Origin of the sequence: Actinomadura terrae, assembly GCF_022751215.1 — a bacterium.
Lineage (GTDB): Bacteria > Actinomycetota > Actinomycetes > Streptosporangiales > Streptosporangiaceae > Spirillospora > Spirillospora terrae.
Genome location: NZ_JAICDG010000003.1, coordinates 636666 through 659115, shown reverse-complemented (window position 1 = coordinate 659115; position 22450 = coordinate 636666). Strand labels below are relative to the sequence as shown.

21 protein-coding genes are annotated in these 22450 nt (G+C 73.9%); 15 read left to right on the top strand and 6 right to left on the bottom strand.

Annotation, left to right across the window (positions count from 1 at the left end; all coding sequences use genetic code 11):
• The first annotated feature begins 54 nt into the window (after window positions 1–54).
• Window positions 55–1188 carry a DUF4011 domain-containing protein gene (locus tag K2F47_RS22815; RefSeq protein WP_242906929.1) on the top strand — a complete coding sequence of 378 codons (1134 nt, stop codon included), beginning with the start codon at window positions 55–57 and terminating at the stop codon, window positions 1186–1188.
• The gene (locus K2F47_RS22810; RefSeq protein ID WP_242906927.1) at window positions 1185–1862 is read left to right on the top strand and encodes a DNA/RNA helicase domain-containing protein; all 678 of its coding nucleotides are present in this window, start codon (window positions 1185–1187) and stop codon (window positions 1860–1862) included. The genes K2F47_RS22815 and K2F47_RS22810 overlap by 4 nt, the downstream gene beginning before the upstream one ends.
• A gap of 35 nt (window positions 1863–1897) precedes the next feature.
• Here K2F47_RS22810 and K2F47_RS22805 read toward each other — a convergent pair whose 3' ends face one another.
• Complete coding sequence (locus K2F47_RS22805; RefSeq protein WP_242906925.1) at window positions 1898–3190, bottom strand: tannase/feruloyl esterase family alpha/beta hydrolase; 1293 nt, start codon at window positions 3188–3190, stop codon at window positions 1898–1900.
• Window positions 3191–3353: 163 nt separating this feature from the next.
• Between K2F47_RS22805 and K2F47_RS22800 the strand changes: the two genes are divergently transcribed.
• Together K2F47_RS22800 and K2F47_RS22795 are read left to right on the top strand one after the other, a co-directional pair.
• A complete protein-coding gene (locus K2F47_RS22800) occupies window positions 3354–4442 on the top strand; it encodes a sensor histidine kinase (RefSeq protein WP_242906923.1) in 1089 nt (362 codons plus the stop codon).
• A complete protein-coding gene (locus tag K2F47_RS22795; RefSeq protein WP_242906922.1) occupies window positions 4439–5050 on the top strand; it encodes a response regulator in 612 nt (203 codons plus the stop codon). The genes K2F47_RS22800 and K2F47_RS22795 overlap by 4 nt, the downstream gene beginning before the upstream one ends.
• 262 nt (window positions 5051–5312) lie before the next feature.
• On the opposite strand, the gene K2F47_RS22790 is transcribed toward K2F47_RS22795, so the two are convergent.
• Window positions 5313–5465, bottom strand: a complete 153-nt coding sequence (locus K2F47_RS22790) for a hypothetical protein (RefSeq protein ID WP_242906920.1) — start codon at window positions 5463–5465, stop codon at window positions 5313–5315.
• A gap of 89 nt (window positions 5466–5554) precedes the next feature.
• Here K2F47_RS22790 and K2F47_RS22785 point away from each other — a divergent pair, with 89 nt between their 5' ends.
• On the top strand, window positions 5555–5674 hold the full coding sequence (locus K2F47_RS22785) for a GNAT family N-acetyltransferase (protein ID WP_242906918.1): 120 nt from the start codon (window positions 5555–5557) through the stop codon (window positions 5672–5674).
• Here the strand turns inward: K2F47_RS22785 and K2F47_RS22780 are convergent.
• Window positions 5671–7005, bottom strand: a complete 1335-nt coding sequence (locus K2F47_RS22780; RefSeq protein WP_242906917.1) for a serine/threonine-protein kinase — start codon at window positions 7003–7005, stop codon at window positions 5671–5673. The two genes, K2F47_RS22785 and K2F47_RS22780, sit on opposite strands and share 4 nt — an antisense overlap.
• 143 nt (window positions 7006–7148) lie before the next feature.
• Here K2F47_RS22780 and K2F47_RS22775 point away from each other — a divergent pair, with 143 nt between their 5' ends.
• From K2F47_RS22775 to K2F47_RS22745, 7 genes are all read left to right on the top strand, one after another.
• Complete coding sequence (locus tag K2F47_RS22775; RefSeq protein WP_242906916.1) at window positions 7149–10271, top strand: AfsR/SARP family transcriptional regulator; 3123 nt, start codon at window positions 7149–7151, stop codon at window positions 10269–10271.
• A 67-nt stretch (window positions 10272–10338) separates the two neighbouring features.
• Window positions 10339–11892 carry an MFS transporter gene (locus tag K2F47_RS22770; protein ID WP_242906915.1) on the top strand — a complete coding sequence of 518 codons (1554 nt, stop codon included), beginning with the start codon at window positions 10339–10341 and terminating at the stop codon, window positions 11890–11892.
• 40 nt (window positions 11893–11932) lie between these two features.
• Window positions 11933–12844: an SPFH domain-containing protein gene (locus tag K2F47_RS22765; RefSeq protein WP_242906914.1), complete on the top strand. Its 912-nt coding sequence runs from the start codon at window positions 11933–11935 to the stop codon at window positions 12842–12844.
• Between the two features lie 13 nt (window positions 12845–12857).
• Window positions 12858–13130 carry a type II toxin-antitoxin system antitoxin gene (locus tag K2F47_RS22760; RefSeq protein WP_242906912.1) on the top strand — a complete coding sequence of 91 codons (273 nt, stop codon included), beginning with the start codon at window positions 12858–12860 and terminating at the stop codon, window positions 13128–13130.
• A gap of 2 nt (window positions 13131–13132) precedes the next feature.
• Window positions 13133–13756, top strand: a complete 624-nt coding sequence (locus tag K2F47_RS22755; RefSeq protein WP_242906910.1) for a GOLPH3/VPS74 family protein — start codon at window positions 13133–13135, stop codon at window positions 13754–13756.
• Between the two features lie 117 nt (window positions 13757–13873).
• Window positions 13874–14563, top strand: a complete 690-nt coding sequence (locus K2F47_RS22750; protein ID WP_242906908.1) for a lysophospholipid acyltransferase family protein — start codon at window positions 13874–13876, stop codon at window positions 14561–14563.
• Window positions 14564–14594: 31 nt separating this feature from the next.
• The gene (locus K2F47_RS22745) at window positions 14595–15170 is read left to right on the top strand and encodes a 3'-5' exonuclease (RefSeq protein ID WP_242906906.1); all 576 of its coding nucleotides are present in this window, start codon (window positions 14595–14597) and stop codon (window positions 15168–15170) included.
• A gap of 22 nt (window positions 15171–15192) precedes the next feature.
• Here K2F47_RS22745 and K2F47_RS22740 read toward each other — a convergent pair whose 3' ends face one another.
• On the bottom strand, window positions 15193–16629 hold the full coding sequence (locus K2F47_RS22740) for an MFS transporter (protein WP_242906905.1): 1437 nt from the start codon (window positions 16627–16629) through the stop codon (window positions 15193–15195).
• Between the two features lie 137 nt (window positions 16630–16766).
• Here K2F47_RS22740 and K2F47_RS22735 point away from each other — a divergent pair, with 137 nt between their 5' ends.
• Window positions 16767–17345, top strand: coding sequence for a TetR/AcrR family transcriptional regulator (locus tag K2F47_RS22735; RefSeq protein WP_242906903.1), 579 nt, complete (start codon window positions 16767–16769; stop codon window positions 17343–17345).
• A 21-nt stretch (window positions 17346–17366) separates the two neighbouring features.
• Here K2F47_RS22735 and K2F47_RS22730 read toward each other — a convergent pair whose 3' ends face one another.
• Window positions 17367–18467, bottom strand: coding sequence for a mechanosensitive ion channel family protein (locus K2F47_RS22730; RefSeq protein ID WP_242906901.1), 1101 nt, complete (start codon window positions 18465–18467; stop codon window positions 17367–17369).
• A 125-nt stretch (window positions 18468–18592) separates the two neighbouring features.
• Here K2F47_RS22730 and K2F47_RS22725 point away from each other — a divergent pair, with 125 nt between their 5' ends.
• Entirely contained in the window at window positions 18593–20239 is a 1647-nt protein-coding gene (locus K2F47_RS22725) for a CocE/NonD family hydrolase (RefSeq protein ID WP_308198443.1), read from the top strand.
• On the opposite strand, the gene K2F47_RS22720 is transcribed toward K2F47_RS22725, so the two are convergent.
• Window positions 20211–20849 carry a histone deacetylase gene (locus K2F47_RS22720; RefSeq protein ID WP_242906899.1) on the bottom strand — a complete coding sequence of 213 codons (639 nt, stop codon included), beginning with the start codon at window positions 20847–20849 and terminating at the stop codon, window positions 20211–20213. The genes K2F47_RS22725 and K2F47_RS22720 overlap by 29 nt on opposite strands.
• Before the next feature lie 165 nt (window positions 20850–21014).
• Between K2F47_RS22720 and K2F47_RS22715 the strand changes: the two genes are divergently transcribed.
• On the top strand, window positions 21015–22283 hold the full coding sequence (locus K2F47_RS22715) for a glycosyltransferase (RefSeq protein ID WP_242906897.1): 1269 nt from the start codon (window positions 21015–21017) through the stop codon (window positions 22281–22283).
• Window positions 22284–22450 lie beyond the last annotated feature (167 nt).

Below are 22450 nucleotides of genomic sequence, written 5' to 3'. Positions count from 1 at the left end.
CCGTGACCTCGGCGGAGCATTGTGATTCCGGGGACTGTTCTACGGGAGTGGTACATGGATGAACGGGCGCGTGTGCAGTTGCAGAACGTTCTGGGGAAATGGCGAGCCAGCCTGATCGATCTCAGTGGACGAAACCGCCTGCTGAACTTCCGGCACACCCGCATCGCCACGCTGAAGATCCGATCTCCGGAAGCGGGCCCCCTCCTCGTCGAACTCGATACGGGGCTGCGCTTCGCCGAGTTGCCGGAGGACGAGACCACGGACGAACCGTCCGAGATCGAGATCGACGGCCGGATCCTTACCCAGAAGACCACGCGCTCCGCCCTCGACGCGTCGCTGCGCAAGTTGTACCGCGACTCCAACCAGATCTTCAACGACACCGGCCTGTGGACCCTTCAGCTCGGGGTGTCGTTCCTCAAATGGCGCGAGCCCGGGGCGGAGGACTTCAGTTCGGCTCCGCTCCTGCTCGTCCCGGTCCGCCTCGACAGGGTGGGCCCCGGCCTGTTCCGCCTGGTCGCGGAGCAGAGCGAGGACCCCGTCCCCAACCCGGCGCTCGCCGTCAAGATGAGCCGGCTCGGGCTCGCCTGGCCCGCACCGGACGACATGAAGGACCTGTTCAGTACGCTCACCGCGGTGCGGGAGATCGTCGCGGAGCGCCCGGGGTGGGAGGTGACCGAGGAGGTCGTGCTCGCCACCTTCCGCTCCCACAAGGAGGCGATGTACCGGGATCTGCTCGACCACGAGGATCAGATCCTCGCCCACCCCCTCGTGCAGGCCATCGGCCTGGGTGCGGCGTCGGGACTCCCCGACGACGCGCTCGATTTCGATCCCATCGACCCGCACAGGATCGACGTCCTCCAGCCGCCCGAGCGGGTCCCCCTCGTTCTGGACGCCGACTCGTCGCAGCGTCAATGCGTCGCGGCGGCGCTGGACGGCCGGTCCTTCATCATGGACGGGCCACCGGGCACGGGGAAGAGCCAGACGATCGCGAACATGATCGCGACACTGATGCACGAGGGGCGGAGCGTCCTCTTCGTCAGTGAGAAGGCGGCGGCCCTGGACGTCGTTCGCAACCGTCTGGACTCGGTCGGCCTCGGCGCCCCAAGGCCCTCCGCGCCGACTCCGAGGAGGATCGGCGGAGACTCCGCATCACCCGCGAGGGTCTGTCAGCCTACGCGGCGGCGATGAACGAGCCCCGTCCGCCGCTCGGCCTCACACTGCACGACGCGATTGGACGGCTGTGCGCGCTGGCGCACGTCCCGCTGCTCAGAACCGCGTTTCCCGACGGCCTGACCGCTGACGGACTCCAGGACGTGCTCGCCGCCGCGACGACGGTGAACGACTCCTGGCGGCCGGTGGTCGAAGGTCCCGACTTCGTCTGGCTTGGCCTTACGGGACGCGGGACCCCACGGGCACGACTCGGGCTGCTGCGTGAACGGGCCGATACGCTCCTGCGCCGGATGGCGGCGCACTCCGATATCACCGAGCCGCTGGGACTGACGGGACCAGGCTCCTTGGAGCGGCTGCTCGCCCTGCTCGACTCCACCGGAGACCGTCCCGACGTACCGGAGGCATGGCTCACCGCCCCCGGGCTGCCGGTGGTCCGCACGATGACCACCGAATTCATCACGAGGCTGAACACCCTGCGTAAGTCCATCGCCGCGGTCGCCGACAAGGTCGGCCCGGACTGGGACCGTTTGCCCGCGCAGCTCGACACCGAAGCACCGGACGAGGAAAGGGCACTCGCCGAGCTGATCCGCAACACCTACAAGGTGCTGCTGACCCGGGGCATGGTCGGGACGCTCATCTACTCCGTGGACGAGGAGACACAGAAGTTCCTGTCGGCCCTGCTCCGCTGCTGAGCAGGGCCAACCGGGCATGGCGGACGAAGCCGGGGTCATTGCGGTGGTTGGAGGCCGCGCTGTGTCCAGGCGGTCAGGCGGTCGAATGCCTTCAGGAAGTCGGGTTGCATCGGACGGACGAGGGCTGGGAAGGCGGCGGCGAGTCCGTCGGTGTGGGTGCCGCCGGGTACGCGGTAGTAGCGGTGCAATGGTCCCCGGCCCGCCTTGCGCACCATCGCGTCGTACACGTCGCCGTTCTTGCTGATCGGTGTCATCACGTCCAGCGTGCCCTGGATGCTGATGAGCGGCCGTCCGATGCGCCCTGTCAGGGACACGCGGTCCACCGCCTTCCGCACCGCTCTCGGACGCGACTGGAGTCGGTAGTCGGTGTCGCATCCGGCACCGGTTCCCTCTGGGCAGAACGGCGTTCCCGCTTGGGCGTCCCCGTCGTAGGACGGGTCGAGCTCCTCCCGCATGATCCGCTGGAGGAAGTCCCACTGGTTCTTGTAGTGGTAATCCCAGAGAGGTTCCGATCCTGCCAGGTAGCCGGCGGCGAGCATCTCTTCGTGCGCGCCCGGCCTGCCCGCCTTGAAGCGGGGGTAGGCGCGGAGCGCGGGCGGAAGCGTGGTCAGGAGGCTCGGGCCCTTCGGGGCGAACGTCAGCGCGTTCCAGTCGACGCCGCCCGTGTAGAGACGCGGATAACGCTCAAGCTGCTTGCGGACGAGGTATCCCCCGGCCGACAGGCCGGCGGCGTAGGTGTAGCGCGGGGCCCGGCCGTACCGCTGCGCCGCGACCTGTTTGGCCGCGATGGTCAGCTGCGCCATGCGAAAGTGCCACTCTCGGATCGCGTCACCCGGCCTGCGCCCGTCCTTGTAGACGGTGGGCCCGGTGTTGCCCTTGTCGGTCGCCGCGAACGCGTAGCCCCTGGCCAGGACGTGGTCGCCGATGATCCGGTCGTTGGCGTACTGCTCGCGCACGCCGGGCGGCCCGCTCACCACCAGCCCTCCGTTCCACCGCTCGGGAAGCCTGATGACGAACTGCGCGTCGTGGTTCCAGCCGTGCGTCGGGTTGGTGCTGGACGTGTCAGGAAAGTAGCCGTCGATCTGGATGCCCGGCACACCGGACGGGTTGACCGACGTGGGGGCCACCAGTCCGGCCCAGTCGCCGGGATCGGTGTGCCCGCTCGGAACCGTTCCGGCCGTCGTGAGGTCGGGCAGACACGTTAGGACGGAACGCTCCGCGCCGGGGACGCGGAGCCCCCGTTCACCGCAGCCCGTGTCGGCGGCGGCGACAGGGCCGAGCGTGGATGCGAGCAGGATTGGGACGAGCACGGCGGTACGCAACACCATGGCGCACTCCTTCTGTAGGGACACCCCGCAACGTAGGAAGCACCGCCCCTGCCGGATAAGTGAGCTGCGGCCAGACCCTCGCCGGCCGAAAGGCACATGACCTCTGGCCAGTCCCGTCGCGCGTCCGTAGCCCGCGCGGCGCCCGCACGCGTAGCCTGCGCGCATGGCCACGACGCGCCCCGTGCCCTGGGTGCCACCCCTCCTCTGTCTCGCGGTCCTGCTCGGCGGCGTCTACTACGCCGTCGTGACCGCGGGCCCGTCGATGCGCACGGCCGGATTCGTCGCCTGTGTCCTGCTGGTGATGGGTGTGGACGCCCTCGACCGGCGCATCCCGGCGGCCGCCCTCCTGGCGCTCCGCATCGCCCTCTACGCGACGGTCAACGCGCTCGACGTCTCGGGCGTCGCGCGCGTGCTGTTCGTGCTCGTCCCCTTCACGGCCTACTTCGCGTTCGGACGCCGCGCCGCGGTCGCGCTCGGCGCCGGGTGCGTCGCGGCGATCGTGGCCGCGTACACGCTCTGGGTCCCGGACTGGCAGGTTCGCGCCGCCTACATCTCCGACCTGGTGATGTTCGCCCTCGGCGTCGTCCTGGCCGTCACGATGGCCGCCGTCGCCGTCCGCGAGAGGGAGGCCCGCGTGCGGCTGGAGCGGACGGTGCGCGAGGTGGAGGTCCTGTCCGCCGCGCAGGAGCGCAACCGGCTCGCCCGGGAGATCCACGACAGCCTGGGCCACCACCTGACCGCCATCGGCATCCAACTGGAGAAGGCCACCGCCTTCGCCGACCTCGACCCCGCGGCCGCCCGGACCGCGGTGTCCGACGCCCGCTGGTCGGCCGACCGCGCCCTCACCGAGGTACGGCAGTCGGTGCGCGCGCTCGGCCCGGACCGGTTCCGGCTGACCGGCGCGCTGACCGAGTTGATCGCCCGCCTGAACGACGGCCGCCTCGCCGTCACCCTCGAAGTGACCGGTGACGAGGGCGAACGTCCCCAAGCGGCGCTCACCGCCGTCTACCGGGCCGCCCAGGAGGCGCTGACCAACGCGTGCCGCCACTCGGGCGCCACACGCATCAGGCTGTCCCTGGCCTACGAGGACTCAGGGGCCAGCCTGGTCGTCGCCGACGACGGCCGGGGCTTCGACCTGCGGGAGGGATTCGGCATACGCGGAATGCGCGAGCGGATCGGCCACCTCGGCGGCCGCTTCGAGCTCGCGAGCGCGTCCAGCGGCACCACGGTCTCGGTCACGGTGCCCTGGTGAACGACATCCGTGTGCTCGTTGCGGACGACCAGGAACTCGTCCGCGAGGGGATCGCCTCGCTCCTCGGCCTCCAACCGGGCATCGACGTGGTCGGCACGGCCCGCGACGGGACGGAGGCCGTCGACGGCGCCCCGTCCGCCGACGTCGTGCTGATGGACGTGCGCATGCCCGGCATGGACGGCGTCGCGGCCACCGCGGAGGTCCGCCGCAGGACCCCGTCCTGCAAGGTCGTGATGCTCACGACGTTCGACGACGACGAGTACGTCGTGCAGGCCCTGCGCGCGGGCGCGTCCGGGTACCTGCTGAAGAACCTCCCGGCGGCCGAACTCGCGGCCGCGGTGCGGTTGGCCCACTCCGGCGTCGCGCAACTCGACTCCGGCGTCGCCCGCCGCCTCGCCGCCGCCCTCCCCGGCCCGGGGGCGCTCACCCCGCGCGAGACCGACGTCCTCAGGCTGATCGCGGCCGGTGCCACCAACAAGGAGATCGCCTCCCGCCTCTACCTGAGCGAGGGAACGGTCAAGAACCACATCTCCCGCATCTTGCAGCGCCTCAACCTGCGCGACCGGACCCAGGCCGCCCTCTACGCCAAGGACCAGGGCCTCCTCTAACAGCCCGCACGGTAGTGCTCGTATTCGGCGACCAGGGTTCCAACGGCATGCGCGGCCAGCGGCTGAGCGCACCGGTGTAGCGGTCGACGACCACCGGGCGCACCGAGTACGCGGCCAGAACGTGGCCGACGCCCCGCAGCGTCCGGCAGTCGGAGGTGCCGCAGCCACGGCAGATCTCCCGGCCGTAAGGGTCGTCGCCGGGACGGTGCGCCGCGAGCACGCGCGTCATGGCCGCCCCGCACGCGAGCACCAACCCGCGCGCCTAGCCGACTAACTTGCGGCTGTTCGGGTCGAGCCGCCCGCCCTTCACGAGGACGGCGTCGATCGCGTGCACGTCCGCGCGCATCGCGGCGGTCATCGCGGCGTGCACCCCCTTGCTGACCTCGTTATGCGTCCAGGACGCCGGGCTGCTCACGCGGCCTCCCCCGCCCCGAACACGGCGGTGACGGTGCGGCCGTCGGCGTTGCCATGCCAGCCCCAACTCCGGGCCGTGAGCGAGACGGTGTGCAGCCCGCGTACTTCGCCGTCCACCCCGGCTATCGGGGACGAGGGTACGGGCGCAGGCTGTGGCGGGCTTCGAGGGCCTGGGGACGCGCGGGTACGTCTGCCGGGGGTGAGGGTTAGAAGGGGCAGGTGGGGAGGTCGGGGATGGGGGTGGTCGTCCAGGTTGGGGAGACTGAGGTTGCCGGGAACCAGCCCCAGCCGTCGTTCTGGTAGCGGTCGTCGCCCTGGGTGTAGAGCCAGGCGGTGGCGGGGTTGGTGGAGCCCTGGCGTTGGCAGACGAACCAGTTGTTCGTCGATCTCAGGTAGCCGGTGGTGGGGCCGGACGACGGTTCCTGGTAGAGGGGGCCGCGTTGTGCCGTCTGGCAGGACCAGGTGTCGAAGGTGCGGCCCTCCGGATCGGTCACTCGTCTGCCCTGGTGGGTGCAGTGGGCCAGCGGGGAGGCGGAGGCGGACGGGGTGGCGGATTTTGTTGGTGCGGCGGCCGGGGCGGACGGGTTTCGAGCGATGAAGAAGCCTGTGACCAGGGTGATGGTCAGGGCCAGGACTGCGGCGCCTGCCCAGAGGGGCCAGGGTGTGCGGCGGGGTGGGGGCGGGGCTTCCTGGTGATGGCTCACCATCTGGGTTACTTCGGGGGGCAGCCATTCGTCGGGGGCGGCCTGTGTGGCCAGGCGTTCCAGGATCTCGGGTGGCGTCGGGCGGGCGGCCGGGTCCTTGGCCAGGCAGGACGCGGCCAGGTCGTGGATCGCGGGCGGGAGGCCGGCCAGGGTCGGTTCGCCGTGGACGATCCGGTACATGAGCGTGTGGGCCGGGCCCTCGCCGAAGGGGCGGACGCCCGCCGCATGGCACAGGACCAGTCCCAGCGCGAAGACGTCGGCGCGCGGGCCGACCTCCGCGCCGGTGATCTGCTCGGGGGCCATGAAGCCGGGGGTGCCGACGGAGCCGCCGGTGCGGGTGAGCGCGGTCCCCTCGTCCGCCTGGGCGATGCCGAAGTCGATGACGCGGGGGCCGTCGGGCGCCAGGATGATGTTGGACGGTTTCAGGTCGCGGTGCACGAGCCCGGCGGCGTGGATCGCCTCCAGCGCCTCGGCGAGGCCCGCGCCGAGGACGCGCAGGGAGGGTTCGGGGAGGGCGCCGTGCTCGGCGACGACGGCGGCGAGGGACGGGCCGGGGACGTAGGCGGTGACCAGCCACGGTGGGTCGGCGTCCAGGTTGATCTCGACCACCTGGGCGGTGTGGAAGCCGCCGACCTTGCGTGCGGCCTCGGCCTCGCGGGCGAACCGGCGGCGGAAGGCCTCGTCGGAGCCGAGTTCGGCCCGCACGACCTTCACCGCGACGGCGCGTCCGCCCGGCGAGTGGCCGAAGAACACCTCGCCCATGCCGCCGGAGCCGAGCCGGCCCGAGAGGCGGTAGCGGCCGATCGTCGGTGGGTCGTCGGGTCGCAGCGGCTCCATCGTCCCCCATCTTCCGTGCGCGATCACTCAAGTCTCCTGGACGCGCGGAGTGCCGGTCACGGTTCCGGGCCGGGGGCCGCTTCTGGTCAGGGGACGTTTCCCGGTGATCTCGCGGGTGTCGGCGAGCTGGGAGGATCGGGGGCATGTGGTTTGGGGTTCTGGGGGCCGTGGAGGTCCGGGGCGGCGAGGCCGAGGGGGCGGTGGGCGGGCCCCGGGTGCGGGGGCTGCTCGCCATGCTGCTGCTGGAGGCGGGACGGGTCGTCGCCGCCGAGCGGCTGATCGACGGGCTGTACGGGGAGGAGCCGCCGAAGGGGGCGGCGAACGCGTTGCAGTCGCAGGTGTCGCGGCTGCGGCGGGGGCTCGGGGACGCGGGGCTCGTGGAGGGGCACGCGGCCGGGTACCGGCTGGCCGTCCCGCCCGAGGTGGTGGACGTCCACGAGTTCGGGCGGCTGGCGCGGTACGGGCGGGAGGCGCTGGCGGCGGGCGAGCACGCGAGGGCGGCGGCGGTGTTGAAGGAGGCGCTCGGCTTGTGGCGGGGGCCCGCGCTGGCCGACGTCAGCGCGCCGTTCGCGGCGGCGCAGGCGGCGCGGCTGGAGGAGTCGCGGGTCGCGGTGGCGGAGGATCTCGCCGAGGCGGAGATCGCCCTGGGTGAGTTCGGGGCGGTGGTGCCGGGGCTCAGGGAGCTGGTCGACGCGCAGCCGTTGCGGGAGCAGGCGCGGGCGCTGCTCATGCGGGCCCTGTACGGGGCCGGGAGGCAGGCCGACGCGCTGGCGGTGTTCGAGGACGGGCGGCGGCTGCTGGCGGAGGAGCTCGGCGCCGACCCGGGGCGGGAGCTGGCCGAGGCGCATCTGGCGATCCTGCGCGGCGAGCCCGCGCCCGAGGCCGCGCCGACGCCCGCGCCGGTGCCCGTCCAGAGTCTGCCCGCCCAGCTCACCAGCTTCGTCGGACGCGAGGACGAGGTGCGCCGGGTCGGGGCCATGCTCGCGGACGGGCGGCTGGTGACGCTGCTCGGGCCGGGCGGGGCGGGCAAGACGCGGCTGGCGATCGAGGCGGCGGGACGGGAGGACGGCGAGGTCCGCTTCGTCGACCTCGCGCCGGTCGACCGGACGGAGGTCGGCAAGGCGCTGCTCGCGGCGCTCGGGCTGCGCGAGAGCGGGATGCTGCCGGGGTCCGCGGAGGGGCAGCCGGGGGCGGAGGAGCGGCTGGTCACGGCGCTGGCGGGGCGGCGGATCCTGCTGGTGCTGGACAACTGCGAGCACGTCGTGGAGCCGGTCGCGCGGCTGGCGCACCGGCTGCTGAGCGCCTGCCCGGAGCTGCGGGTGCTCGCGACGAGCCGGGAGGCGCTCGGGATCACCGGGGAGGCGCTGCGTCCGCTGCCGCCGCTCGGACTGCCGCCGGAGGGCACGCCCACAGGAGACCTCATCGATTTCCCGGCGGTGCGGCTGTTCGCCGAGCGGGCGGCGGCGGTGCGGCCGGGGTTCGCGGTGGACGAGGCGAACGCGCGGGACGTCCTGCGGATCTGCGGGGCGCTGGACGGCCTGCCGCTGGCGATCGAGCTCGCGGCGGCGCGGCTGCGGTCGCTGCCGGTCGGCGAGGTCGCGACGCGGCTGGACGACCGGTTCCGGCTGCTGTCGCGCGGCAACCGGGGCGCGGCGCCCCGGCACCAGACGCTGCGGGCCGTCGTCGAGTGGAGCTGGGGCCTGCTGGACGAGCCGGAGCAGGTCCTCGCGCGGCGGCTGACGGTGTTCTCCGGCGGGCTCACGCTGGAGGCGGCGGAGGAGGTGTGCGACGTCGAGGACGCCGACGAGCTGCTCGTCGAGCTGGCCGACAAGTCGCTGCTCCAGGCCGACGGGACGCGGTTCCGGATGCTCGACACCGTCCGCGCGTTCTGCGCCGAGCGCCTCGCGGACGCCGGTGAGGAGGAGCGGTTCCAGCAGGCGCACGCGGAGTACTTCCTCGGGCTCGCGCGGCGCGCCGACCCGCATCTGCGGGGCGCCGAGCAGGTGGCGTGGCTGGAGCGGCTCGCCGCCGACCACGGCAACCTGCACGCGGCGCTGCGGCGCAGCGTCCGGGCGGATCCGGCGCTGGCGCTGCGGCTCGTCGCGTCGCTGTCGTGGTACTGGTGGCTGCGGGGACGGATCGAGGGGGCCTCGCTGGCGACCGCGCTGCTGGAGGAGATCGGGACCGAGCCGCCGGAGGGCCTGGCCGAGGAGTACGTGCTGTGCGTCGCGAACGCGGTGGGGGGCGACGCGGCGGGCGAACGGGCGGCGGCGTGGCTCGACCGGGCCGAGGAGCTGCTGAACGGGATCGACCACACGCTGGCCTACCCGGTCGTCACCGTCGCCTGGGCGCTGACGGCGGGTCCGCGGCGCACCGACATCGCGGTCATGACGCGGCAGATCGGCGACGACCCGTGGTCGCGGGCGCTGATGCGGATGAGCGAGGCGTTCCTGCTCCAGTTCCGGGGCGACATGGCGGCCGCGGAGCGGGCCTGCGACGACGCGGTCGCGGAGTTCCGCGAGGCCGGGGACGCCTGGGGCATCGCGAACACGCTGGACCCGCTCGCGCAGCTCGCCGACTGGCGCGGCGACCGCGACCGCGCGCTCGCCCTGCTGGACGAGGCGCTCGCGCTGACCGAACGGCTCGGCGCGCTGGAGGACACCGCCGACCTGCTCTACCGGCGCGGCGACGTCCATGTCCACGCCGGGGACCTCGCCGCGGCGCACGCCGACTACACGCGCGGCGGCGGGCTGGCGCGCCGCGCGGGCGCGCCCGACAAGGTCGCGGGCGCCCACCACGGGCTCGGGCAGGTCGCGCGGCTGCGCGGCGACCTGGCCGGGGCGCGCCGCGAGTACGAGGCGGCGCTCGGCGGCCCGGCGTCCGAGCGGTTCATCGCGGGCGCCGTCCGCGCGGTCGCGCTGGTCGGGCTCGGCTGGGTGGAGCTGCGCGAGGGCGACGCCGGGCGGGCCCGGGAGCGGTTCCGCGCGTCCCTGGACATGGCGATCGACCATCCGATCTTCATGCACCAGGTGGGCGCCGCCGTCGGCCTGGCGGGCGCGGCCCTCGCGGACGGCGACGGGACGCGGGCGGCGCTGCTGCTCGGGCTGGCCCGCCCGCTGCGCGGCACCGACATCGCCGGGGACGCCGACGCCGAGAACGTCGAGCGCGAGGCCCGCGCGCTGGTGGGCGACGCCGCGTACGAGGCGTCCTACGCCGAGGGCGCCGCCCTGTCCCGCGAGGAGGCCGTGGCCGAGCTGCGCCGCTGACCGTCGAGGCGGGAGCCGGTCAGCGGACGGTGCGCCGGCGGTCAGCGGCCCCCGCGACGCTGCGGCCATGGAGAATTCGGCCCGCAAATGGGGCACGTTCGCGATCTGCACGCTGCTCGCCATCGTGCCCAACATCGACCTGACCGCGCTGAACCAGGCGATCCCCCACCTGAGCGCGGACCTGGACCCCTCCGCCACGCAGATCCTGTGGATCGCCGACGCCTACGGCTTCGCGCTCGCCGGGCTGCTGGTCACGATGGGCGGCGTCGGCGACCGGATCGGGCACAAGAAGCTGCTGCTCATCGGCACCGCCGTGTTCGCCGCCGCGTCCGCGGTCACCGCCTACGCGCCGAGCGCGGAACTGCTGATCGCGGCCCGGGCGCTGCTCGGCGTCGCGGGCGCGACGCTCATGCCGTCCTGCCTCAGCCTGATCCGCCGGGTGTTCACCGACCCCAAGCAGCGGACGATGGCGGTCGGGGTGTTCAGCGGCACCGCCGGGCTCGCGGTCGGGCTCGGCCCGGTCGTCAGCGGGGCGCTGCTCGACCACTTCTGGTGGGGCTCGGTCTTCCTGATCAACGTGCCGCTGATGGCGGTGGCGCTCGTCGCGGGCGCGCTGGTGCTGCCCGGCGCGCACCGGTCGGCCGCGTCCGGGCGGATGGACCTGCCGAGCGTGCCGCTGTCGATCGTCGGCGTGCTCGGGCTGGTGTACGCGGTGAAGGAGGCCGCCGCGCACGGCGTGGACGAGCCGCGGGTGCCGGTCGCCGCCGTCCTCGGCGCCGCGGCGCTGCTGGCGTTCGTGGTCCGGCAGCACGGGGTGGCCGAGCCGCTGATCGACATCGGCCTGTTCCGGGTCCGCGCGTTCAGCGGGTCGGTCGTCACCAACATGTTCGCGATGTTCGCCCTGGTCGCGCAGTCGCTGATCTTCTCGCTGCTGTTCCAGCTCGCGCTCGGCTGGGCGCCGCTGCGGGCCGGGCTCGCCGGGCTGCCCGGCGCGCTCGGCGCGATGGTCGGCGGCGCCGCGCTCGCGCCGCCGCTGATCTCGCTGCTCGGCCGGGCCCGCTCGGTCGCGATCGGCATGGCCGTGTCCGCGTGCGCGTTCGCCTCGTTCCTGACGATCGGGTTGCACACCTCCTATCTGGCCATGGTCCCGATGATCCTGGTGTCGGGGATCGGGATGGGGCTGGCGCTGACCGTCACCTCCGACACCGTGCTCGCCTCGGTGCCCCGGGAGCGCTCGGGCGCCGCGTCCGCGATCTCCGAGACCGCGACCGAGCTGGGCGGCGCGCTCGGCATGGCGATCCTCGGCAGCGTCCTGAACGCGGTCTACCGCGACGCCCTGGACCTGCCCGCGGGCGTCCCGGCACCCGCTGCTGCGGCCGCGCGCGACTCGCTGACCGGCGCCGTCCAGGCGGCGACCGCGCTGCCCGGACACCTCGGCGGGCAGGTCGTCGACGCCGCACGCGTCGCGTTCGTGGACGGCATGCACGCCGCCCTGCTGTGCAGCGCCGGGCTGGCCGGGCTGGTGGCCGTGTTCGCGCTCGTGACCCTCCGCGACGTCCCCAAGGTCATCGAGGACGTCCCGGAGCCCGCCGAGGCCCCCGTGCACGAATGGAAAAAGTGATATCACTTTGCTATGCTCGCGCCAACGAAGGAGGGGACAGATGGTGGAGTCGACACGGGTGGAGATGCCGAGACCGCAGATCTCCGAGCGCGCGGCGCGGGACGTCGGCGGCTGGCCGATGCTGGGGGTCGGGCTGGGGCTGATCCTGCTGGGGGCCGTGGCGGTGCTGCTCGGGCTCGCCGCCGGGGGCGGCGCGGGGCTCGCGGTCGGGATCACGGCGGCGGTGCTGCTGGTGCTCGCCGGGCTGGTCGTCCTGGCGGGGCTGACGGCGGTCGCGCCGGGCGAGGCGCGGGTGCTCCAGGTCCTCGGCCGCTACGCCGGGACGGTGCGCACCGACGGGCTCCGCTGGGTGAACCCGATCACCGACCGGCGCAAGGTCTCGACCCGCATCCGCAACCACGAGACCGGGCTCGCCAAGGTCAACGACCTGGACGGGAACCCGATCGAGATCTCGGCGGTGGTGGTCTGGCAGGTGCGCGACACCGCGCGCGCGATGTTCGAGGTCGACGACTTCGTGGAGTTCGTGGCCTTCCAGACCGAGGCGGCGGTGCGGCACATCGCGGGCAGCTTCCCCTACGACGCGCACGACCGCACGTCGCTGCGCGACAACGCCGACGAGATAACCGGGCAGCTGTCGGAGGAGCTGCGGCAGCGGGTCGCCTCCGCCGGGGTGGAGATCATCGAGTCGCGGATCACCCGGCTCGCCTACGCGCCGGAGATCGCGCAGGCGATGCTGCGCCGCCAGCAGGCGGGCGCGGTCGTCGCGGCCCGGCAGCGGATCGTCGAGGGCGCGGTCGGGATGGTGCAGCTCGCTCTGGACCGGCTCGACGAGGAGGACGTGGTGGAACTCGACGAGGAGCGCAAGGCGGCGATGGTCAGCAACCTGCTGGTCGTGCTGTGCGCCGACCGGGACGCCCAGCCGGTGGTGAACGCCGGCTCGCTCTACCAGTGAGCGCCGACCACCAGTGAGCGCCGAGCGCAAGAAGATCCTGCTGCGGCTCGACCCGGCCGTGCACGACGCCCTCGCGCGCTGGGCCGGGGACGAGCTGCGCAGCACCAACGCACAGATCGAGTTCCTGCTGCGGCAGGCCCTCGTCCAGGCCGGGCGGATGCCCGGCTCGGCGGGGCGGATGCGCCGGCCGGGCCGGCCGTCCAAGGCGGACGGCGGGTCGGGAACGGACAGCGGTTCGAAGACGGAGAGCGGTTCCAGGGCGGAGAACGAGGGGAGCGAGGAGTAGCCATGGTCGAGACTCCGGACACGTTGCCGGCGCGGATGTTCCTGCTGGCCTACGACCTGCGGAAGGAGCGGATGACCATGGGCGGCCACCGGCTCGGCTACGTGCTGCGCGCCGCCGCGCTGACCGAGCTGTTCCTGGACGGGCGGCTCGGCGAGGAGCGCGGCCGTCCGGTGCCGGGCACGCCGGGCGACGACCCGTACGGGGTGCTGGCGCGGATCTCGGCGTCGCGGCCGCGCTCGTGGCAGCACTGGATCCGCAAGGACAGCCGTGCGATGGTGCGCGCCGTCCGCGACGAGCTGGTGCGGGAGCGGTGGATCCGGGTGACGCGCGAGCGGGCGTTCGGGCTGTTCCCGCGCGACCGGGTGAGCGTGCGGGACCCCCGGGTCGTGAAGACGCTGTGGGGCGGCGCGTCGTCGGCGCTGCGGGGACGTCCGGTCGCGCACGTGAACAGCTACGACGCGGCGGCGCTGGCGCTGGCGGCGGCGGGTGAGATGACGTCGGTGCTCCCCCGGTCCGACCGGCGGCGGCACAAGCGGCGGATCGAGGAGCTGACGGCCCGGACGGGCCCGGCGGTGCCCGCCGTCCGCAAGGTGCTCCGCGCGCAGCGCGCGGCCGCCGCCGGCTAGCGGCCGGAACGCGGGAAGGGGCCGCCCGCAATGGCGGCGCCGACAAGATTCCGGTCCTGGATCTTGTATCGGGGCGGCACCGCGACGGCGGACGCGCGGCCCATAACCTGCTCGGACATGGACCCCGAACGCCTGATCTACCCGCTGATGAAGTACGTCCTGGTGGGCCCCGCGATGCGCCTGGCGTTCCTGCCGTCGGTGAGCGGGCTGCGGCACGTCCCCCGGACGGGCCCGGTGATCCTCGCGGCCAACCACCTCGCGTTCGTGGACTCCTTCGTCCTGCCGCTGATGGTGCCGAGGCGGGTGCACTTCCTCGGCAAGCACGAGTACTTCACGGGGGTGGGTGCGCGGGGCCGCGCGATCGCGACGCTGTTCCGGAGCGTCGGCGCGATCGCGGTCGACCGGTCCGGCGGGCGCGCGGCGCTCGACGCGCTCGACACCTCGGCGCGGGTGCTGGAGGAGGGCGGCGCGTTCGCGATCCACCCCGAGGGCACCCGGTCGCCGGACGGGCGGCTCTACCGGGGCCGGACGGGCGTCGCGCGGCTCGCGATGCGGACCGGCGCGCCCGTGGTGCCGGTCGCGATCGAGGGCACCGACCGCGTCCAGCCGCGCGGGCGGGCCGTCCCGAAGCCGGGCCGGATCGGGCTGCGGATCGGCGCGCCGATGGACTTCACCGGACGCGACGCCGGGACGCCGCGCGGCCGGGCGGCCCGCGAGGTCACCGACGAGATCATGGAGGCGATCCGGGACCTGTCGGGCCAGGAGTACGTCGACGACTACGCGCCGAGGCCCGAAAACGGTTCGTGAGCGGCGCGGCCGGGCCGGTACCGTCCGGCGCATGGACGAGAGGACCGGCCGCTGCCTCAACGTGGTCGACGTGGAGGCCACCTGCTGGCGGACGAGGGCCGAGTCGGCGGGGCAGCCGAACGAGATCATCGAGATCGGGCTGTGCGTCGTCGACCTGGAGGCGCGGGAGCGCACCGCCAAGCACCGGATCCTGGTGCGCCCGGAGCGGTCGGCGGTGAGCCCGTTCTGTACCGAGCTGACCGGCCTCACCCAGGACGAGGTGGACGGCGGCGTCCCGTTCGCGGAGGCGTGCGCGATGCTGGAGCGCGAGCACCGCTCCCACACCCGCGCCTGGGCGAGCTGGGGCGACTACGACCGCAAGCAGTTCGAGGCGCAGTGCGCGCGGGCGGGCGTCCGGTACCCGTTCGGGCGGCGGCACACCAACGCCAAGGCGGCCTACGCGCAGGCCCACGACCTCCGGAAGAAGCTCGGCATGGCGGGCGCGCTCCAGCACGCGGGCCTGCCGCTGGAAGGACGCCACCACAGCGGCGCCGACGACGCGTGGAACATCGGCGCGCTCGTCCTGGACGTCGTCGGACGCGGCGCGTGGCCGGGGCGCGCCCAGTAGGCGCGCCCCGGCCACGCCCCGGTCACTTGCGGACGCGCATGACGACGAGCGTGACCAGCAGCGCCGCCGCAGCGAACACGGCACCGGCCGCGAAGGCCGCGTCGATGCCGCTCATCGGGTCGTCCTGCGAGCCCTGGACCGCGACCAGGACGGCCGAGCCGAGCGACGCGCCCGACCACAGCATCGCCTGCGCGACCCCAGACGCGGCGCCCGCGTGCTCGGGCTCCACGCTCGCGAGGATCGTCGCGTTCAGCGGCAGTATCGTCAGGCCCGCGCCGAGACCGATGATCACGAAGGGGCCGAGCAGGCCGCTGACGAAGCCGTCCCCGGCCGACAGCTGCGACAGCCACAGCAGGCCCGCGCCGAGCAGCAGCGTGCCGAGCACGACCAGCGGCCGCGCGCCGGTCCTCGGCAGCACGCGCGGGACGAGCCGGACCGTGACGAACTGGAGCCCCACCAGCGGCAGGAACGCGGCCCCGGCCCGGAGCGGCCCGTAGCCGAGGTTCTGCTGGAGGTACTGGGTGAGGAAGAAGAACGACCCGAAGATCCCCGCCACGTACAGCAGGAGGACCAGGTAGGACGCGGCGCGGTCGCGTCCGGTCAGCAGCCACAGCGGCATGATCGGCTGCCGGACGCGCCACTCGACGACCGTGAACACCGCGAGCAGCAGGGCGGCGATGGCGAAGGCCGCCAGCGTGCGGGCGTCGCCCCAGCCGTCCGAGCCGGCCCGGATCAGCCCGTACACGAGCGCGGTCATCCCGGCCGTGGAGGTGAGCGCGCCCGCGACGTCGAACCGGCCGGGGCGCCGCGCGGTCTCGACGAGGACGCGCGGGGCCAGCAGCGCCAGCACGACGCCGACCGGCACGTTGATGAAGAACACCCACCGCCAGGACCCCACTTCGGTGAGGACGCCGCCGACGAGCATGCCGATCGCGCCGCCCGCGCCGGACACGGCGGAGAAGACGCTGAGCGCGCGGACCCGCGCCGCGCCCTCGAAGTTGCTCGCGATCAGCGCCATCGCGCTCGGCGCGGCGACGGCGGCGGCCACGCCCTGGGCGGTGCGGGCGGCGAGCAGGAACCAGCCGCTCGTCGCGAACCCGCCGACCAGGGACGCGGCGGTGAACGCGGCGATCCCGGCGGTGAAGGCGCGGCGGCGGCCGAACATGTCCCCGGCGCGCCCGCCGAGCAGCAGCAGGCCGCCGAATGCGAGCATGTAGGAGTTCTGGATCCAGGCGAGGCCGCCGGTCGACAGCCCGAGGCCCTCCCGGACCCTGGGCAGCGCGATCGTGACGACGGACGTGTCGAGCGTGATCATGAGCTGGCAGCTCACGATCACGCCGAGCAGGACGCCCGGACGGTGAAGGAGGCTCTGGAAGAGGCCATGATGGACCGGCGGAGCGGCGGCGGTGGGAGCGGCGAACTCCCCGCGCGCTGCCGTCCGCTCGTTGGACGTGGTCACGAGGGACCCCCGGAACGAGAAATTTAGGGAACGGCGAAGTACACTATGTGGGAAACGTACCACCGATCCGCGCAAAAGAGAACGATACCGTTCCTTAAATTCGCGGGGCCGAGGGTGACGGTGAAGGGGAGCGGCCGGTGAGCACGGGCACGCGCCGCCGCGGCGGCGCCCTGGAGGCGGCGATCTACGAGGCCGTGTTCGCGCAGCTGGAGGAGGTCGGCTACCGCAAGCTGACCATGGAGGGCATCGCGGGCGCGGCGCGGACCGGCAAGGCCGCGCTCTACCGGCGCTGGCAGTCCAAGGAGGACCTGGTCAGCGACGCGCTGCGGCACGCGCTGCCGAACCCGCCGCCGCGTCCGGCGACCGGGAGCGTGCGCCGGGACCTGCTGGCCACGCTCACCTGCCTGCGCGACACGCTGGTCACCTGCCGGGGCGCGGCGTTCAAGGTGCTGAAGGAGGAGTCCGCCGACGGCAAGGGCCTGATCCACGACGTGATCCGCGCGCGCATCTCCCAGCCCGTGCGGGAGGCGCTGTACGAGGCCCTGGAGCAGGGCGCGGCGCGCGGCGAGGTCCGTCCGGCGGCGGTCACCCGGAAGGTCGCGAACGTCGGCCCGGCGCTGATCGTGTACGACCACCTCACCGAGGGCGGCACGATGGACGACGCGCAGCTCGCCGAGCTGGTCGACGACATCCTGCTCCCGATGCTGCGCCCCTGACCCGTCGGGGGCGTCACGGCTCTACAGGCCGGGCGCCACGGGGCTGCCGTCCACGGGGCTGCCGTCCGCGCCGGGCGCCTCGTCCAGCGTCACGCGGCGGCGCGGGTAGGGCGTCTCGACGCCCGCCTCACGGAACCTGCGGTGCAGCCGCTTGACGAACTCGTGCTTGATGGCGAACTGGTCGCCGAACTCGCTGGTGCGCAGGATGACGGTGAAGTCGATGGACGACTCGGCGAAGGTGTGGAAGCGGACGAGGATCTCCGCGTCCTTCACGCCGCCCTGCACGTCCGCCATCACGCCCTCGCCGACCTCGACGACGAGCTTCTCGACCCGGTCCAGGTCGGCCTCGTAGGGGACGCGCGCCTGGATCAGCAGCGACATGTCCTGCGCGGGCCGGTGGTAGTTGGTGAGGATCGTGTCGGAGAACCGCTGGTTCGGGATGACCTCGATGTTGTCCGACAGCGTGCGGATGGAGGTGTTGCGCCAGTTGATGTCGACGACGTACCCCTCCTGCCCGCTGCTCAGCTTGATGTAGTCGCCGGGCTCGATGGTCTTGGACGCCAGCACGTGCACGCCCGCGAACAGGTTGGCGAGCGTGTCCTGCAAGGCGAGCGCGACCGCGAGGCCGCCGACGCCGAGGGCGCCGAGCAGCGGTGTGATCGACACGCCGAGGCTCTGGAGCATGACCAGCAGGCCGATGCCGATGACGATCACGCGGGTGATGTTGGCGAAGATCGTCACGTTGGCGGCCACGCCCTGCCGGGCCAGCGCGATCGAGGTGACCGACCCGGCGATGAGCCGCGCCAGCGCCAGCGACACCACGAGGATCGTCGCGGCGGTCAGCACCCGGGCGGTGACGTCCAGCGTGCCGCGCGGCAGGTGCAGGACCAGCGCCGCGAACCAGGCGCCGCCGAGCACCGCGATCGGCATCGCGAGGTCGCGGATCAGCCGGGCCGCGAGGTCGTCCCACGTCCACCGGGTGTCCCCGGCGCGGCGGAACAGCCGTCCGGTGAGCATCCGCAGCGCCACCGCGACCCCCAGCGCGGCCACCATGACGATCGCCGCGATGAGGACCCGCCGCCAGTCCAGGTGGTCGCCCATGACGCCCAGATCACTCCTCAATGGTCGACTTGCCGGGCAGATCCGGATTTCGCCCACGATCGTAGTGAAGGACCGGAGCGGCCGGGACCCGGTGCGGGGTGAGGCCGCCCGAGCGGCGCGGGGAGCCGCGGGTTACGATCGATCAAGTGGTGAGCGTCGGGATGATGCGCCGGCTCGGGGTCACGGCGCTGGGACTGCGGAACGGCCCCCACCGGGTACGGGTCGAGCGCGACCTGGAGGTGCCCGCCGCCGACGGCGTCGCCCTGCTGGCCGACCGGTACGCGCCCGCCGACGTGGAGCGGGCGCCGGTGGTGCTCGTCCGCTCCCCCTACGGCCGGCGCGGGCCGTTCGGGCTCATGTGCGGGCAGGCGTTCGCGTCGCAGGGGTTCCAGGCCGTGGTGCAGAGCGTGCGCGGCGGCTTCGGCTCGGGCGGGGTGTTCGAGCCGCTGGACGAGCGGGAGGACGGCCTCGCCACCATCGCGTGGCTCCGGGAGCAGGAGTGGTTCGGCGGCGCGTTCGCGATGCACGGCCCGAGCTACCTCGGCTACGTGCAGTGGGCCGTCGCCGCCGAGGCCGGGCCGGAACTGAAGGCGCTGTCGATGCAGGTCACGGCGTCCACGTTCCGGGACGCGGTGAACGTCGGCGGCGCGTTCGCGCTGGAGTCGGCGCTGATCTGGGTCGACCTGACGGCCCGGATGAAGCACTCGCTGTCGGGCATCACCACCGGGATCATGTCGCCGCGCCGCGCCCGGCGGGCCGCGCTGTCGGGCCGCCCGCTCGCCGAGCTGGACCGGCTCGCGACCGGCGCGCAGCAGCGGTTCTTCCAGGAGCTGCTCACCAACGGCGCCGACACCCCGTTCTGGGACCGGCGCGACTTCAGCGCCACCGTGTCCCGGGTGGACGCGCCGGTCAACATGACCGGCGGCTGGTACGACATCTTCCTGCCCTGGCAGTTGCGCGACTACGCCGCGCTGCGCGCCGCCGGGCACCGCCCCTACCTGACGATCGGGCCCTGGTTCCACGCCGACCAGCGGATGATGCGCGGCTCGGTCGGCGAGGCGGTGAAGTGGTTCCGCGCGCACCTGCTGGACGACCCGTCGCAGCTGCGGGAGCGGCCCGTCCGGCTGTTCGTGACCGGCGCGGCGGAGTGGCGCGAGTTCCCCGACTGGCCCGTCCCGGGGATGGCCGAGGAGCGCTGGCACCTCCAGCCGGACGGGGCGCTCGCCCCCGGGGAGCCGCCCGAGTCCGCCCCGGACGCCTACCGCTACGACCCCCGGCACCCGACGCCGTTCCTCGGCGGGCCCACGCTGCTCGGCGAGACCCGCCCGTCCACCGACCAGCGGCGCCTGGAGCGCCGCCGCGACGTGCTGACCTACACCTCCGCCGTGCTGGAGGAGGACCTGGAGATCATCGGCCCGGTCGCCGCCGACCTGCGGGTCCGCTCGAACCGGGAGCACACCGACTTCGTCGTCCGGCTGTGCGACGTGGCGCCGGACGGCGAGTCGCTGAACCTGTGCGAGGGGATGCGGCGGCTCATGCCCGGCGCCCCCGAGGCGGGCGCGGACGGCGTCCGCCGCGTCGCCGTCGAGCTGTGGCCCGCCGGGCACCGCTTCCGGCGCGGGCACCGGGTGCGCGTGCAGGTCGCGAGCGGCGCCTACCCGCGCGTCGCGCGCAACCCCGGCACCGGCGAGCCGATCGGCACCGCCACCGCCATGCTCACCGCCGACCAGGAGGTGCTGCACTCCCCCGCGCACCCGTCGGCGATCATCCTCCCGGTCGTCCCGGCCCGCTGATCAGCGCGGTCACCTTCTCCGGACGCCACGTCCCCGCCGCGCCTGGCCGCCCGCACAGGTAGGACGCGGCGCGCGCGGCCGTCCAGCCGTGCGCCTCGCGCAGCCCGTTGCCGAGCATGCCCAGGTACGCGGCGGCCGGCGCGTTCAGGTCGGCGGGGCCGTGCGGGGCGGGCGCGGTGAAGGTGAGCATGGGGCGGCCGTCGCGCTCGCCGACCCGCAGGACGGTCTCGTAGCGGCCGGGGCCGAGCCGCTGGCGGCCCGCGCGCACCGCCTCCGTCAGGTCGACGTCCACGCCGGTGTCGCGCCACATCTCCTGCGAGACCACGTCGCAGAACTGCGGCCGCGAGAGCAGGTAGGCGCGGGCGGCGGCGCGTCCCGGCAGGTCCGGGTCGTAGAAGGCCATGCCGCCGCCCCACGTCGGCGATTCCATGGCGAAGTAGATGCCGCCCGGCAGTGTGACCGGCGCCACCGCGCGCGCCGGACGCGGGTCGCGGCAGCCCGGGTAGTGCCGGGCGCCGCCCTTCGGCCGTCCACCGGACAGGTAGCAGCGGAACCTCTCGCGGAAGAGGTTCGATCCGTAGGCCACGTACCAGACCGGTTCATTCTCCATATCCTCAGTATCCCCGCCGGTCAGGGCTTCGCGGCGGCCCTGGGCCCCGGGGTGATCCGATTCGCGAGGTTTGACGGGGTGGGCACACGGAAATAGTCTCCTGCGAGCAGGTGTCTACGACGCAGATACCTCCAGGCTTCCCCTGTGTTGTCCCGGAGGATCGTCATGCATCGCCCGCTGAACATCGCGCTCGTGTCCGCCTCCGACCTCGACGGCGAACACGCGCATTCCGTCCACGTCCGGGATCTCGCCCGCTCGCTCGCCCGGCCCCGTCCGGATGACGACGACGGCAACCACGTCACCGTGTACACCCGGCGGCAGGACCCGTCCGCCCGCGCCCGGACCAGGCTCGGCCCCGGCGCCGCGCTCGTCCAGCTCGACGCGGGCCCCGCGCGGCCCCTCACCGAGGCCGAGCAGCTCGACCACGTCCGCGACCTCGCCGACGGCCTGCGCCGCCGGTGGAGCGGGGCGGGGCGGCCCGACGTCGTGCACGCGCACGGCTGGATCGGCGGCCTGGCCGCCTGCGCCGTCGCCCGCGAGCTCGGCATCCCCTTCTTCCAGAGCTTCCACGGGGTCGCCGCCACCGAGCGGCGCGCCGGCCGCGAGGTGCACCCGCACCGCGACCGGCTGGAGAAGGCCATCGGCCGCGGCGCCGACTTCGTACTGGCCTCCAGCGGCGAGGAGGCCGCCGCGATCGTCCGCTCCGGCGTGCCCCGGCCGTCGGTCAAGGTCGTCCCCTACGGCGTGGACGCCGACACGTTCGCGCCGGTCGGCCCGGCGATGCCGCACGGCGGCCGGGACCGCCTCGTGATGGTGTGCCGCGACCTCGCGGCCGGCGACGTCGCGACCGCGCTGCGCGCCCTCGTCCACGTCCCCGACGCCGAGCTGGCCGTCGCCGGCGGCCCGGACCGGGAGGACCTGGAGAACGACCCGGTCGTCCACCGGCTGATGCTGCTCGCCAAGGAGCTGCACGTCGCCGACCGCGTGGTGTTCCTCGGCCGCCTCCCTCGCAAGGCCCTGCCCAAGCTGCTGCGCACCGCCCGGCTGGCGCTGTGCCTCGCGCCCGCCCAGCCGTCCCCGGCGGTGCCGCTGGAGGCCATGGCCTGCGGCGTGCCGGTCGTCGCGACGCCCGCGGGCGGCAACGCCGACGAGGTGCTCGACAAGATCACCGGCCTGCACGTCCCGGCCGGGCGGCCGGTCGTGATCGGCCGGACGGTCCGGCGCCTGCTCGCCGAGGAGACCACCCTGCACGGCTACTCCATCGCCGCCGCCGACCGCGCCCGCTCCCGCTACTCCTGGGACCGGATCGCGGGCGAGACCCTGCGCGCCTACGCCAAGGCGCTGCCCGAGCCCGAGCCCGAGCCGGTGCCCGCGCCCCGGGCCGCGGACGAGGCGGAGCACGAGGCCGACCGGACACCCGCCATGGCCGGCTGACGCGCCCCGTCACCGGCGGGCCCCGGATCCCTCCCCGGATCCGGGGCCCGCTCATGTCCGCCCCCGCACGGCGGTCCCCGGACACCGCCGGTGTTCCGGCACCGCTGCGGGAGGGCACCGCACGGCGGGTTCAGGCACCGCTGTGTCCGGGTACGCCGCGCGGCGTA

Excerpts from the sequence above, each read along its gene's own strand:
- K2F47_RS22745 (WP_242906906.1), top strand. The coding sequence starts at position 14,595 with ATGGACGAGAGGACCGGCCGCTGCCTCAACGTGGTCGACGTGGAGGCC.
- K2F47_RS22780 (WP_242906917.1), bottom strand. The coding sequence starts at position 7,005 with ATGGAGCCGCTGCGACCCGACGACCCACCGACGATCGGCCGCTACCGC.
- K2F47_RS22720 (WP_242906899.1), bottom strand. The coding sequence starts at position 20,849 with ATGGAGAATGAACCGGTCTGGTACGTGGCCTACGGATCGAACCTCTTC.
- K2F47_RS22715 (WP_242906897.1), top strand. The coding sequence starts at position 21,015 with ATGCATCGCCCGCTGAACATCGCGCTCGTGTCCGCCTCCGACCTCGAC.
- K2F47_RS22800 (WP_242906923.1), top strand. The coding sequence starts at position 3,354 with ATGGCCACGACGCGCCCCGTGCCCTGGGTGCCACCCCTCCTCTGTCTC.
- K2F47_RS22765 (WP_242906914.1), top strand. The coding sequence starts at position 11,933 with ATGGTGGAGTCGACACGGGTGGAGATGCCGAGACCGCAGATCTCCGAG.
- K2F47_RS22815 (WP_242906929.1), top strand. The coding sequence starts at position 55 with ATGGATGAACGGGCGCGTGTGCAGTTGCAGAACGTTCTGGGGAAATGG.
- K2F47_RS22750 (WP_242906908.1), top strand. The coding sequence starts at position 13,874 with ATGGACCCCGAACGCCTGATCTACCCGCTGATGAAGTACGTCCTGGTG.
- K2F47_RS22775 (WP_242906916.1), top strand. The coding sequence starts at position 7,149 with ATGTGGTTTGGGGTTCTGGGGGCCGTGGAGGTCCGGGGCGGCGAGGCC.
- K2F47_RS22755 (WP_242906910.1), top strand. The coding sequence starts at position 13,133 with ATGGTCGAGACTCCGGACACGTTGCCGGCGCGGATGTTCCTGCTGGCC.
- K2F47_RS22770 (WP_242906915.1), top strand. The coding sequence starts at position 10,339 with ATGGAGAATTCGGCCCGCAAATGGGGCACGTTCGCGATCTGCACGCTG.
- K2F47_RS22805 (WP_242906925.1), bottom strand. The coding sequence starts at position 3,190 with ATGGTGTTGCGTACCGCCGTGCTCGTCCCAATCCTGCTCGCATCCACG.
- K2F47_RS22810 (WP_242906927.1), top strand. The coding sequence starts at position 1,185 with ATGAACGAGCCCCGTCCGCCGCTCGGCCTCACACTGCACGACGCGATT.